Source organism: Variovorax sp. GW823-FHT04F07 (assembly GCF_058795995.1).
Window position 1 is genome coordinate 727,383 of the sequence record NZ_JBXAIG010000003.1, and the last position, 12,832, is coordinate 740,214.

At 71.4% G+C, this 12,832-nt stretch carries 9 protein-coding genes; all 9 read left to right on the top strand.

The features are described from left to right. Positions 1–8: 8 nt before the first annotated feature. The 9 genes from AC1RAA_RS18680 (at position 9) to AC1RAA_RS18720 (ending at position 12,826) form a co-directional block, all read left to right on the top strand. On the top strand, positions 9–2,120 hold the full coding sequence (locus AC1RAA_RS18680; protein WP_492731292.1) for an acetate--CoA ligase family protein: 2,112 nt from the start codon (positions 9–11) through the stop codon (positions 2,118–2,120). Positions 2,121–2,146: 26 nt separating this feature from the next. Further along, entirely contained in the window at positions 2,147–3,145 is a 999-nt protein-coding gene (locus AC1RAA_RS18685; RefSeq protein WP_492730735.1) for a Bug family tripartite tricarboxylate transporter substrate binding protein, read from the top strand. Between the two features lie 44 nt (positions 3,146–3,189). Further along, positions 3,190–4,578 carry a DUF1254 domain-containing protein gene (locus AC1RAA_RS18690; RefSeq protein WP_492730733.1) on the top strand — a complete coding sequence of 463 codons (1,389 nt, stop codon included), beginning with the start codon at positions 3,190–3,192 and terminating at the stop codon, positions 4,576–4,578. Positions 4,579–4,583: 5 nt separating this feature from the next. Continuing rightward, the gene (locus tag AC1RAA_RS18695; RefSeq protein ID WP_492730731.1) at positions 4,584–5,918 is read left to right on the top strand and encodes a DUF1254 domain-containing protein; all 1,335 of its coding nucleotides are present in this window, start codon (positions 4,584–4,586) and stop codon (positions 5,916–5,918) included. Next, positions 5,915–7,189: an alkyl sulfatase dimerization domain-containing protein gene (locus AC1RAA_RS18700; protein ID WP_492730729.1), complete on the top strand. Its 1,275-nt coding sequence runs from the start codon at positions 5,915–5,917 to the stop codon at positions 7,187–7,189. The genes AC1RAA_RS18695 and AC1RAA_RS18700 overlap by 4 nt, the downstream gene beginning before the upstream one ends. Positions 7,190–7,250: 61 nt before the next feature. After that, a complete protein-coding gene (locus tag AC1RAA_RS18705; RefSeq protein WP_492731290.1) occupies positions 7,251–8,210 on the top strand; it encodes a Bug family tripartite tricarboxylate transporter substrate binding protein in 960 nt (319 codons plus the stop codon). Between the two features lie 126 nt (positions 8,211–8,336). Further along, complete coding sequence (locus AC1RAA_RS18710) at positions 8,337–9,299, top strand: helix-turn-helix domain-containing protein (RefSeq protein ID WP_095746874.1); 963 nt, start codon at positions 8,337–8,339, stop codon at positions 9,297–9,299. A gap of 69 nt (positions 9,300–9,368) precedes the next feature. After that, positions 9,369–11,678, top strand: a complete 2,310-nt coding sequence (gene tynA, locus AC1RAA_RS18715; RefSeq protein ID WP_492730727.1) for a primary-amine oxidase — start codon at positions 9,369–9,371, stop codon at positions 11,676–11,678. Next, a complete protein-coding gene (locus AC1RAA_RS18720; protein ID WP_492730725.1) occupies positions 11,675–12,826 on the top strand; it encodes a serine hydrolase domain-containing protein in 1,152 nt (383 codons plus the stop codon). Before tynA ends, AC1RAA_RS18720 begins: the two co-directional genes overlap by 4 nt. Positions 12,827–12,832: the final 6 nt, after the last annotated feature.

Genomic DNA, 12,832 nt, shown 5'->3' on the forward strand with positions numbered 1-12,832 from the left:
CCATGCCCATGGACTTCTTCTCTTCGCAAGCCGAATCCCTCTCGGCGCTGTTCGCGCCGCGTTCCATCGCGGTGGTCGGCGCCTCGTCCAACGCGCAGAAGATCGGCGGCATTCCCGTCGACTACCAGCGCCGCTTCGGCTTCGAGGGCGCGCTCTACCCGGTCAACCCGAACGCCGACCGCATCCAGGACCTGCCGGCCTTCCCCAGCCTGCGCGCCATCGGCCAGCCGGTGGACCTGGCCATCCTCGCGGTGCCGTCGGCGCTGGTCGACGGCGCGCTCGACGACGCCATCGCGGCGGGCGTGAAGGGCGTGGTGCTGTTCTCCTCGGGCTTCGCCGAAGTGGGCGCCGAGGGCGCGGCGGCGCAGGCGCGGCTGGGCGACAAGGCGCGTGCCGCGGGCGTGCGGCTGGTCGGCCCCAACTGCCTGGGCTTCATGAACATCGCGCGCCACGTGTACGCCACCTTCTCGCCGGCGCCCGGCGTGGGCCGCGTGATGCCGGGGCGCATCGGGCTGGTGAGCCAGTCGGGCGCGTTCGGCGCCTATGCCTACGCGATGGCGCGGGCGCGCGGCGTCGGCCTGTCGCTGTGGGCCACCACCGGCAACGAGGCCGACGTGCAGGTCGCCGACTGCCTGGCCTGGCTCGCGCAGGACCCCGACACCGACGTGATCATGGCCTACATGGAAGGCTGCCGCGACGGCCCCCGGCTGCGCGCCGCGCTGGCCCTGGCGCAGGCCAACGGCAAGCCGGTGGTGATGGTCAAGGTCGGGCGCACCGCGCTGGGCGCGGAGGCCGCGGCCTCGCACACCGCCGCGCTGGCGGGCGACGACGCGGTGTACGACGCGGTGTTCCGCCAGTACGGCGTGCTGCGCGCGCGCAACCTCACGGAGTTCTTCGACCTGGCCCACAGCGCGGCCGTGGCGGGCCGCCCGCGCGACCGCTCGATCGGCCTGTTCACGCTCTCGGGCGGCGTCGGCGCGCTGATGGCCGACGAGGCCTCGGCCCAGGGCCTCGATGCCCGGCCGCTGAGCGAGGCCGCGCAGGACACGCTGCGCCGCTGGGTGCCCTTCGCGGCGCCGCGCAACCCGGTGGACATCACGGGGCAGGTCACCAACGACATGACGCTGATCGATCGCACGGCCCGCGTGATGCTGGACGACCAGGGCTTCGCCTCGTGGATGGGCTTCCTGGCCGCCGCGGGCGCATCGGACGCGTTCTGGCCGGTGCTGCGCTCGCTCGTGGCGTCGTTGCGCGAGGCCTATCCCGACACGCTGCTGGCGGTGAGCACGCTGCTGACGCCCGAGCGCCGCGCCGAACTCGAGGCCATGCGCTGCCTGGTGTTCGCCGACCCGTCGGACGGCATCCGCACGATCGCCGCGCTGGCGGGGCTGAAGCCTGCGGCTGCGGTGGCTGCAACGCCCGCATCAACCAAGGCGCCGTTGACGCTCGCGCCCGGCACGATGTCCGAGCCCGACGCGCTCGCACTGCTGGCCGATGCCGGCGTGCCCGTGGTCGCGCACCGCGTGGTGCGCAGCGCCGACGAAGCCGCGGCCGCCGCCGAGGCGCTCGGCGAGGCGGTGGTGGTGAAGATCGTCAGTGCCGACATCCCGCACAAGTCGGACGTCGGCGGCGTGGCGCTTGGCCTGCGCGGCGCGGCGCAGGCGCGCGCGGCCTTCGAGCGCACGCGCGACCACGCACGCACGGCGCGGCCCGAGGCGCGGCTCGACGGCGCGCTGGTGGCGCGCATGCTGACGGGCGGCGTCGAGTGCATCGCGGGCGTGCACCGCGACCCGGTGTTCGGGCCGGTGCTGATGTTCGGCCTGGGCGGCATCCACGTCGAGACGCTGCGCGACGTGTCGCTGCGCGCACTGCCGATCACACGCGACGACGCGCTGGCCATGGTGCGCGAGCTGCGCGCCTTCGCGATCCTGAACGGCGCGCGCGGCCGGCCGCCGGTCGACCTCGATTCGATCGCCGACGCGCTGTGTGCGCTGGCCGACTTCGCGCAGCGCGCGGGCGACTCGCTCGACAGCGCCGAGATCAACCCGCTGATCGCGCGCCCGCGGGCCGAGGGCGGCTGCGTGGCGGTCGACGCGCTGGTCGTCGGCCGCGCGCCCTGAAGCACAACAACCACCGGAGACATCGCATGACGACATCGAAGAACGGACTCGGGCGCGCACTCGGCGCGGGCGCGGCACTGGCGCTCGCGGCCGGCGCGGCGGCGGCAGCCACGGAGGCGCCCTTCCCCTCCAAGCCCGTGCGCATCATCGTGCAGTACCAGGCGGGCGGCTCGACCGACATCCTCGCGCGGCTCGTGGCCGAAGGGCTGTCGAAGCGGCTGGGCCAGCCGGTGGTGGTCGAGAACCGCAGCGGTGCGGGCGGGATCATCGGCACCGACTACGTCGCCAAGAGCCCACCCGACGGCCACACGCTGCTGCTCACGGTGCCGGGCCCCGTCACGGCGAACCTGGTGCTCTACAGCAAGCTGCCCTACGACCCGCGCACCGACCTGCGCATGGTGTCGGACATCGCCACCACGCGCACCGTGCTGGCGGTGCACCCGTCGGTGCCGGCCACCGACTTCAAGAGCCTGATCGCCGCCGCCAAGGCCGCGCCCGGCAAGTACTCGATGGGCTCGTGGGGCCCGGGCACGCAGCCGCACCAGGTGCAGGTCTACATGGACAAGGCCTACGGCCTGCAGACGATGCACGTGCCCTACAAGGGCGAGAGCCCGATGGCGATCGACCTGATCGGCGGCGTGATCCAGATGACCGTGGGCTCGGTCACCACGCTGCAGCCGTACATCAAGGCCGGCAAGCTGCGCCCGCTGGCCGTGGCCGGCCCCCGGCGCGCCCGCGCGCTGCCCGACGTGCCGACCTTCGCCGAGCAGGGCTACGCCGACGAGGTCTACGCCATGACCGGCCCGACCTCGCTGATGGCGCCCGCGAAGACGCCCGACGCCATCGTCGAGCGCCTGGGCCGCGAGGTCAGCGCGGTGGTGCGCCAGCCCGAGGTGAGCCGGCGCATCGAGGAGCTCGGCGCCGAGCCCGTGGGCAACCTGCCGCCCGAGGCCGCCGCGGCCTACAAGGCCTTCCTGCCCGTGACGCTGAAGCTCACGCAGGCCACGGGCGTGAAGCTCGACTGAACCGCCTTCCCTTCTCCCTTTTTTCGAACCCCGAGGTCTTTCCCATGAACGCTCCCGCTCCCGTGCCCGACATCGCCGCCGCCCGCAAGGCGCTCGCCCGCTCCATCGGCCTGGCCGCCTTCGTCTACGGCTATCCGCTCACCGAGACCTACCGCACCTGCGCCATGCAGACCGCGCCGCGCGCCGAACGCCGCAGCGGCGCCTCGGCCGGCTCCGACGTGCGCGCGCCGCTGAACACGCTGCACCACGCGCCGCGCCCGTCCACCCACGAAGACCGCGACGTGGTCACGCCCGCCAACGACCTGCTCTACACCATGGCCTGGCTGCACTTGGCGCACGGGCCGATGCTGCTCACGGTGCCCGCGTCGGCGCGGCATCCGGGGCGCTACTTCGTGCTGCCGCTGTACGACGCCTACACCGAGAACTTCGAGAACCTGGGCCCGCGCAACTGCAACCCCGAGGGCGAGACCGTGGTGCTCGTGGGCCCCGGCGGCACGGTGCCGGAATCGCTCGCCGGCCACCGCGTGGTGCGCTGCCCGACCGATCTGGTCTGGCTCATCGGCCGCATCCTGGTGGGCGACGAAAGCGACTGGCCGGCGGCGCGCGCGCTGCAGTCGGAGATCCAGCTGACACCCGCGCCCGGCACCGTGCTGCAGGGCCGTCCGGCCGCCATCGAACAGTGGGCCGGCCCGCACGAAGACGCCATGGCCGCCGCCTTCGAGCACGGCGAGCCGGCCGCAGACGTGGCGCCGCGCTTCTTCACCAACGTGTGCCATGCGCTGGCCGAAGCGCCGGGCCGCGTGGAAGACCGCGGCCTCGTCGCTTGGTTCGGCCAGGGCGGGCTGCTGGCCAACGCCGCGTTCTCGTGGGACGCACTCGAAGCACCGCTGCGCGAAGGCCTCATCGAAGGCTTCGCCGAGGGCGTGCAGCTGGTCGGCGCCGTGGGCCGCAACCGCAGGCCCAAGCCCTGGTCGATGACGCCGGCCACCGGCCGCTACGGCAACGAGTTCCTCGGCCGCGCGCGCACCGCCTACCTGGGCCTGGGCGCGCTGGCCACCAGCGAGGCGGTGTACGCCGCCGCGCACCACGACGCCACCCAGGAGCCGCTGGACGGCCAGCGCCGCTACACGATGCGCTTCGAGGCCGGCGACCTGCCGCCCGCGGACGCCTTCTGGTCGGTCACGCTGTACGACAGCGACCGCTTTCTCTACCCCAACGACATCCGCCGCCACGCCATCGGCGACCGCACGCCCGGGCTGAAGCGCAACGCCGACGGCAGCCTCGAACTGGTGGTGGGCCACGCGCGCCCCGCCGACGCCGCCAACTGGCTGCCCGCGCCGGCCGGGCGCTTCTACCTGATCCTGCGCATGTACTACCCGCGCGAGGGCGTGCAAAGCTGGCGCATCCCGGCCCTGCAGGCACAACAGGGCTGAGCACGATGCAGCCGCACACCGACCCCCTTCACGCCCTGGCCGAAGAGGCCGTGGTCTACGCCTACCCGCTGTACGAGATGTGCCGCATGCGCGCGGCCACCTCGCCGCAGCGCACCGACGCCGCCGGCGAGGCGCCCAAGCCGCTGCGCTGGTGCAACGTGTTCACGCACGCGCGCCAGCTGCTGGGCGCGGGCAAGAGCCGCGTCGTCACGCCGAACAACGACACGCTCTACACCAATGCCTGGCTCGACCTGGGCGAGGGCCCGCTCGTGATCGACGTGCCCGACACGGCCGGGCGCTACTACGTGCTGGGCCTGCTCGACTTCTTCACCAACCCCTTCGCGCACCTGGGCCAGCGCCTCACGGGCACGGCGGCGCGCGCCTTCGTGGTCACGCCGCCGGGATGGCGCGGCACGCTGCCCGCGGCCTTCGACGCGCCGGGCGCGCGCATCGAGGCGCCCACGCGCTGGCTGTGGATCATCGGACGCCTGCTGGTCGACGGCCCGCAGGACGTGCCCGCCGTCAACGCGCTGCAGGACGGCTTTCTCGTGCGCACGCTGGCCGACTGGGAAGCCGGCCGCCGCTCGGCGCCGCGCGCCTTCGACCCGGCCTGCGATCCGAAGGCACCGCTCACCGCCGCGCACTTCGCCGCGCAGGTGAACGCGGCGCTGCGCGACAACGCACCGCCGGCTGACGATGCCGCGCAGCTCGCGCGCTATGCGGCGCTCGGGATCGGGCCTGGCGCAGGCGCGCTCGACGACGGCCAGCGCGCCGCGCTGCAGGCCGCGCTCGACACCGTGCTGCCGCGGCTGCGCGAGGCGCAGTCGGGCCGCACCACGGCCTCGGGCTGGGTGCAGATGCCGCTCGTGGAAGGCTCCTTCGGCGACGACCACCTGGCGCGCGCGCTGATCGCGCTCAAGTACATCGGCATGCTCGAAAGCCGCGAGGCCACCTACCCGATGGCCTGGCACGACGCCGCCGGCGAGGCCCTCACCGGCCAGCGCCGCTACACGCTGCGCTTCGCGCCCGACGCACTGCCGCCGGTCGACGCCTTCTGGTCGCTCACGATGTACGACACGCGCGACTACATGCTGGTCGACAACCCGATCGACCGCTACGCCGTCGGCGACCGCACGCCGGGACTGCGGCGCGACGCGGACGGCGGGCTCACGCTGCACATCCAGCACGCACGCCCCGAAGGCGAGGCCGCATTCGCCAACTGGCTGCCGGCGCCCGAAGGCAGCTTCTACCTGTGCCTGCGCGCCTACGTGCCGCGCGCCGAACTGCTCGACGGCCGCTACCAGCTGCCGCCCCTCACTGTCACCAAGGATTCCGCATGAGCGCCACCGCTGAAAAACCAAAAGCCACAGAAGAAGAAAAACCCTTCCTCATCGTCGGCACCGGCACCGAGACCGTCGCGCCGGGCCTGCACATCCTGCGCGGGCAGGGCCAATCGTTCGTGGCCGAAACCAACGTGGGCCTGGTCGTGATCGACGCCGGCCCGGGCGGCTCGGTGACGCAAGGCATGATCGACGCGCTGCGCCAGCTCAGCGACGCGCCGGTGCATGCGCTGTGCTTCAGCCACGGCCACATTGGCTACAACGCCGGCGTGCCGATGTGGCTGGCCCATGCCGCCGCGCGCGGCGATGCGCCACCGCGCATCATTGCGCACCGCAACGTGCCGCGCCGCCTGGCGCGCTACCGCGAGACACTGGCCCTGCAGCACCGCATGGCCGAGATCCAGTTCAACCGCCCCGCCGGCTTCTTCGACCACCGGCTGGTGACGCACCCGCCCACCGAGACCTTCGACGACGTGCTGCAGATCGGCAGCGGCGAGCGCCGCATCGAGCTGCGCTGGGCGCCCTCGGAAACCGACGACGCGATCGCGCTGTGGAGCCCGGCGCAACGCGTGCTGTACGGCGGCGCGGCGCTGATCGACTCCATTCCCAACATCGGCACGCCCTTTCGCACGATGCGCGACACGGTGCGCTGGGCCGACACGCTGGAGGCGCTGGCGGCGTTGAAGCCGCGCAAGGCGGTGCGCGAATTCGGCGCCACGCTCGAGGGCGAAGACCAGGTGCAGCACGTGCTCGTGCACACGGCCCGCGCGCTGCGCTGGGTGCGCGCCGAGGTGGTGCGGCTCATGAACGAGGGCCTCAACGAGCGCGACATCCTGGCGCGCATCCGCTTTCCCGACGAGCTGTTCGCGGTCGAGTGGATGAAGCCCACCTACGGCGACCCGGGCTACATCGTGCGCGACATCTACCGCTCGGAGAACGGCTGGTGGGACCGCAACCCGACCTCGCTGCACCCGGCCGCACCCGAGGCCATCGGCCGCGCGGTGGCCGACGCCATCACCGACAAGCGCGGCGTGATCGACCAGGCACGTGCGCTGGCGGCAAACAAGCAGTGGCAGCTCGCGCTGCACGTGATCGACCTGCTGGCCACCGCCGAGGGCGAGGCCAGCGAGATCGCCGAGGCGCGCTCGCTCAAGGCCGAATGGCTGCGCGAGCGGGCACGCGAAGTGCCCAGTTACGTCTCGCGCAACCTGTATCGCGTGGGCGCGGACATGATCGAACAAGGCACGCAGGCGCGCTTCGGCATCCGCTGAAGCCTTTCCATCGGAGACACGGACCATGACAACGACAACACCATTCCGCTTCGGCCTGCGCATGCTCGCCGCCTGTTCCCTGGCCGCACTGGCAACGGCCAGCCACGCACAACAGGCCGACAGCTACCCCGACAAGCCCGTGACGCTGGTGGTGCCCACCGCGGCGGCCGGCGGCACCGACACCATCGCGCGGCTGATCGGCGACGGCCTCGGCAAGATCCTGAAGCAGCCCTTCGTGGTCGACAACCGCCCGGGCGCCAACGGCATCCTCGGCAGCGAGGTGGTGGCGCGTTCCACGCCCGACGGCTACCGGCTGCTGTTCACCTACGCCGCGACGATGGTGGTGAACCCCAGCCTCTACAAGAAGCTGCCCTACGACCCGCTGGAGGACTTCATGCCGATCGCCCAGGTCGGGCGCGGCGGCAACCTGCTGCTGGTGCGCAAGGACCTGCCGGTGAAGACGATCCAGGAGTTCGTCGCCTATGCCAAGGCGCGCCCCGACAAGCTCAGCTACTGCTCGTGGGGCAACGGCTCGGGCGGCCACCTGGCGATGGAAAGCCTGAAGAAGCAGGCCGGCCTGGTCATGACGCACGTGCCCTACAAGGGCAGCGGCCCCTGCGTGCAGGACCTCGTGGGCGGCCAGGTCGATGCGGCCTTCGCCGACATCTCCTCGACCGTGGAGATCGTGCGCGCCGGGCGCATCCGGGCGCTGGCCAACAGCGGCCCCTCGCGCATCCCGATGCTGCCCGACGTGCCGACCATGACCGAGAGCGGCTACCCCTTCACCACCTACGCCTGGTACGGCCTGCTGGCGCCGGCCAAGACGCCGCCCGCCGTCGTGAAGAAGCTCAACGAGGCCGTGAACCAGGTGCTGCGCGACCCCGCGGTGGTGCGCCGCATGTACGAGCTGAACTTCAACGACCTGCCGCAGAACACGCCCGAGCAGTTCACCGCCACCATCCGCAGCGACCTGCGCGACTGGGGCGCGCTGGTGAAGGACATCGGTCTGACGCTCGAATGAACGCCTGAGCGGCCCTGACCAAGGGTAAGCAACATGGTCGGGCGGCGGCGCTTCCCACACACTGCGCCGTGACAGGCACGGTTTCTGCTCATCGGCTGCGCGATGGCAACTGCGCCAGCGCGCACCATGACCGAGCTTCTTCACTTCAGCCGACAACTCACCGCCGAAGCCCAGGCGCAGGCCTCGGGCGTGGGCGCCTGGGACCAGCACTACGAGCAGCTGTCCAACGGCCGCTTCGAGGGGCTGGCCGAAGACCTGCACCTGGACTTCGTGCAGGTCTTCCACGAACGCGCCAACCAGACCGTGCTGCAGCGCGGCCGGGGCCGCCCCGGCGCCATCGCCTTCGCGCTCACGGAGACGGCCGCCCCGGGCAGCTGGTACTGCGGCCACGACCTGGGCGGGCGCCAGCTCAGCGCGCTGCCGCCGCGGGGCGAGTTCGAGCTGCTGGCCGGGGCCGGCATGGACCTGATGGCCGTGTGCGTCGACACCGAACCGCTGGCGAAGCTGGCCACCACCCTGTTCGGCCCCGACTTCGAGCTGCGCATGCCGGCGCCCGCGCCGGTGCAGCACCCCGGTTTCGACGAGACCGCCTTCACCCGCCTGCTGGGCGCCGCCCTGTCGCTGGCACGCGACAACCTCGCGCAGCTGGAGCAGCCGGCCGCGCGCCACATGCTGTCGCTGTCGCTGGCCGACGCGGTGCTGCAGTGCATGGGCTCGAAGGCCTTCGAGGCCCGGCTGCCCGCCAGCACGGCGGCGCGGCGCCACATCGTGGCCAAGGCGCGCGAGTACATGCAGGCGCACGCCGACGAGCCCATCAGCGTGCCCGACCTGTGCGCGGCCACCGGCGTGTCGCGCCGCTCGCTGCAGTACGCCTTCGAGGACGTGCTGCACCTGAGCCCCGTCACCTACCTGCGCGTGATGCGCCTGAACCGCGTGCGCTGCGAGATGCAAGCCTGCCGCGAGGACACCATCGGCGACATCGCCGCGCGCTGGGGCTTCTGGCACCTGTCGCGCTTTGCCATCGACTACGCGCGCCTGTTCGGCGAGCTGCCGTCCGCCACGCGCGCGCGGTGGTTTGCCAAATCTTGATAACGCCCGCGCCGGCGGCGCTCTTACCTTCGCGGTTGTCCACCACAACACGCGAAGAAGGATGCAGCCATGCGCAGCAGCTACCACCGAACGCCCGGCCGCGGCGCCGCACGGCGTCTCCTGGGCACCGCCCTGGCCTCTGCCCTGGCGCTCGCCCTCGGCCCCCTGAGCACTGAGCCGGCGCTGGCCCACGGCGGCGCGGCCCACATGGTGCCGCTGAAGAAGACGGTGGAAGACTTCGGCGGCACGCTGCGCTGGGACAGCTTTGCCAACGTGTTCACCGTGGCGCGCAACGGCACGCTGGTGCGCCTGAAGCCTGGCTCGAAGACGGCGCTGGTCAACGGCCAGCCGATGCAGCTGGACGTGCCCGTCGTCATGCGCAAGGGCGCGGCCTACGTGCCGCACGATTTCGTGAACCAGGTGTTCCAGTCCAGCCTGGACAAGACCTTCGTGGTCGAGCGCGTGCCCAACCCGCTGAACCCGCTCACCGAGGCCGAGATCCAGGCCACGCTCGAGGTGCTCAAGGCCTCGGGGCGCCACAAGGCCGGCCTGCGCTTCACCGAGATCAGCGTGAAGCGCCCGCCCAAGGACGAGGTCTGGAACTTCGCGCTCACCGGCCAGCCCGTGCGCGCGCCGCGCCAGGCGGCCTTCGTGGCGCTGGACGGCAAGAAGGTCATCGAGGGCACGGTCGACCTCGCGGCGCGCACGCTCACCGCGTGGAAGCCCATCGAGGGCGCGCACGGCATGGTGCTGCTGGACGACTTCGCCACCGTGCAGAGCGCCATCGAGGCCAGCCCCGACTACGCCAAGGCGCTTGCCACGCGCGGCATCGCCGACGTGAAGAAGGTGGTCGCCACGCCGCTCACCGTGGGCTACTTCGACGGCAAGGATTCGCTGCGCCAGGAAGACCGCCTGCTGAAGGTGGTGAGCTACCTGGACGTGGGCGACGGCAACTACTGGGCGCACCCCATCGAGGGCCTGGTGGCGGTGGTCGACCTGGAACAGAAGAAGGTCATCAAGATCGAGGACGGCGGCCTGGTGCCCGTGCCGCTCAAGCCCACGCCCTACGACGGGCGCGACCGCGCGGCCACGCCCGCGCCCAAGCCGCTGGAGATCACCGAGCCCGAGGGCAAGAACTACACGATCACCGGCCACACGATGCACTGGCGCAACTGGGACTTCCACGTGCGGCTCGACTCGCGCGTGGGCCTGGTGCTCTCCACCGTCACCTACAACGACAAGGGCACGAAGCGCAAGGTGATGTACGAAGGCTCGCTGGGCGGCATGATCGTGCCCTATGGCGACCCCGACACCGGCTGGTACTTCAAGGCGTATCTCGACTCGGGCGAGTACGGCATGGGCACGCTCACCTCGCCCATCGAGCCCAACAAGGACGCGCCGCAGAACGCCGTGCTGCTGGACGCCACGCTGGCCGACTACACCGGCGCCCCCACCAAGGTGCCACGCGCCATCGCCGTCTTCGAGCGCTATGCCGACCCCGAGTTCAAGCACCAGGAGATGGGCAAGCCCAACATCAGCACCGAGCGGCGCGAGCTGGTGGTGCGCTGGATCAGCACGGTGGGCAACTACGACTACCTGTTCGACTGGGTGTTCGCCGAGAACGGCACCATCGGCATCCACGCGGGCGCCACCGGCATCGAGGCCGTGAAGGGCGTGAAGTCGCGCACCATGCAGGACCCGACGGCCGCCGAGGACACGCGCTACGGCACGCTGCTGGACCACCACATCGTCGGCACCACGCACCAGCACATCTACAACTTCCGCCTCGACCTCGATGTGGACGGCGAGCAGAACACACTCACCGAAGTCGACCCGGTGGTGCTGCCCAACACGCGCGGTGGCCCGCGCACCAGCACCATGCAGACGGTGCAGCGCACGGTGCGCACCGAGCAGCAGGCGGCGCAGAAGTTCGACCCGTCGACCATCCGCCTGCTGAGCAACCCGGCGAAGAACAACAAGGTCGGCAACCCGGTGTCCTACCAGCTCGTGCCGTACGCGGGCGGCACGCACCCGATTGCCAAGGGCGCCAACTTCGCGAAGGACGAGTGGATCAACCACCGCCTGAGCTTCATGGACCGCCAGCTCTGGGTGACGCGCTACGACCCCGAGGAGCTGTTCCCCGAAGGCAAGTACCCGAACCGCTCCAACAAGGACACGGGCCTGGGCCAGTTCACGGCCGACAACCAGGAGATCGTGAACACCGACAACGTGGTGTGGCTCACCACCGGCACCACGCACGTCGCGCGCGCCGAGGAGTGGCCGATCATGCCGACCGAGTGGGTGCATGCGCTGCTCAAGCCCTGGAACTTCTTCGACGAGACGCCGACGCTGGGGCTGAACCGGCCTGCTGCGAAATGACTACAACCGACGAGGCCATCGGCCGCTACGAAGACCTGATGACGCTGGCGCCCGCGCTGCAGGCGCCGACCTACCGCCAGATGGACCGGCTCTACGCGACGCGCGCGATCCGGCGCGGCACGCACGTGCACCCGCTGCCCGAAGGCACGCCCCTCGACGCGCAGCGCTTCGGCATCGACGCGTTCATGGCGCGCAACCACACGGCCGGCCTGCTGGTGATCAAGGACGGCCGCGTCGTGCTCGAGCGCTACGCCATGGGCAACGACGCGGCGACGAAGTGGCTGTCGTTCTCGGTCGCGAAATCGCTGACCTCCACGCTGGTTGGCGCGGCCGTGAAAGATGGCCACATCGCCAGCCTCGACGACCCGGTGGTGCGCTACCTGCCCGCGCTGGGCGGCTCGGCCTACGACGACGTGACGGTGAAGCAGGTGCTGCAGATGAGCTCGGGCGTGGCCTGGAACGAGGACTACCTCGACGCCGGCTCCGACCGGCGCCAGTTGATGCGCGTGCAGCTCACGCGCGAAAAGGGCGCGGTGCTGGCGTTCATGGCACAGCGCCCGCGCGTGGCACCGGCGGGCACACGCTTCAACTACAGCACCGGCGAGACCTGCCTGGTCGGCGAGATCCTGGCCAGCGCGATCCGCCGGCCGATCAGCGACTACCTCTCGCAAAAGATCTGGGCGCCCTTCGGCATGGAGGCCGACGCCTACTGGCAGCTCGATGCGGTCGATGGCCAGGAGTTCGCCGGCAGCGGCGTGAACGCCACGCTGCGCGACTTCGGGCGCTTCGGCCTGTTCGTGCTCGGCGGCGGCATGGCCGACGGCCAGCAGGTGCTGCCCGACGGCTGGGTGGCCGATGCCACGCGCGTCGATGCAACCAGCCACCTCGCGCCCGGCACGCTCGCGGGCTTCGAGCCGATGGGGTACGGCTACCAGTGGTGGACCTTCCCGACCGGCGCGAAGGCACTGCCCGAACTCGACGGCGGCCTGTTCGCCGCGCTCGGCATCTTCGGCCAGCAGGTCTACATCCATCCGAAGGAACGGCTCGTGGTCGCGATCCACAGCACCTGGCCGGCGCCGATCCATCCGCCGAGCCTGGTCGAGACCGATGCGCTGCTCGGCGCACTGACCGCCGCGCTGCGCACCTGAACAGAG

Coding starts and splice junctions, on each gene's coding strand:
- AC1RAA_RS18710 (WP_095746874.1), top strand. CDS start 8,337: ATGACCGAGCTTCTTCACTTCAGCCGACAACTCACCGCCGAAGCCCAG.
- AC1RAA_RS18720 (WP_492730725.1), top strand. CDS start 11,675: ATGACTACAACCGACGAGGCCATCGGCCGCTACGAAGACCTGATGACG.
- AC1RAA_RS18685 (WP_492730735.1), top strand. CDS start 2,147: ATGACGACATCGAAGAACGGACTCGGGCGCGCACTCGGCGCGGGCGCG.
- AC1RAA_RS18690 (WP_492730733.1), top strand. CDS start 3,190: ATGAACGCTCCCGCTCCCGTGCCCGACATCGCCGCCGCCCGCAAGGCG.
- tynA (WP_492730727.1), top strand. CDS start 9,369: ATGCGCAGCAGCTACCACCGAACGCCCGGCCGCGGCGCCGCACGGCGT.
- AC1RAA_RS18680 (WP_492731292.1), top strand. CDS start 9: ATGGACTTCTTCTCTTCGCAAGCCGAATCCCTCTCGGCGCTGTTCGCG.
- AC1RAA_RS18700 (WP_492730729.1), top strand. CDS start 5,915: ATGAGCGCCACCGCTGAAAAACCAAAAGCCACAGAAGAAGAAAAACCC.
- AC1RAA_RS18695 (WP_492730731.1), top strand. CDS start 4,584: ATGCAGCCGCACACCGACCCCCTTCACGCCCTGGCCGAAGAGGCCGTG.
- AC1RAA_RS18705 (WP_492731290.1), top strand. CDS start 7,251: ATGCTCGCCGCCTGTTCCCTGGCCGCACTGGCAACGGCCAGCCACGCA.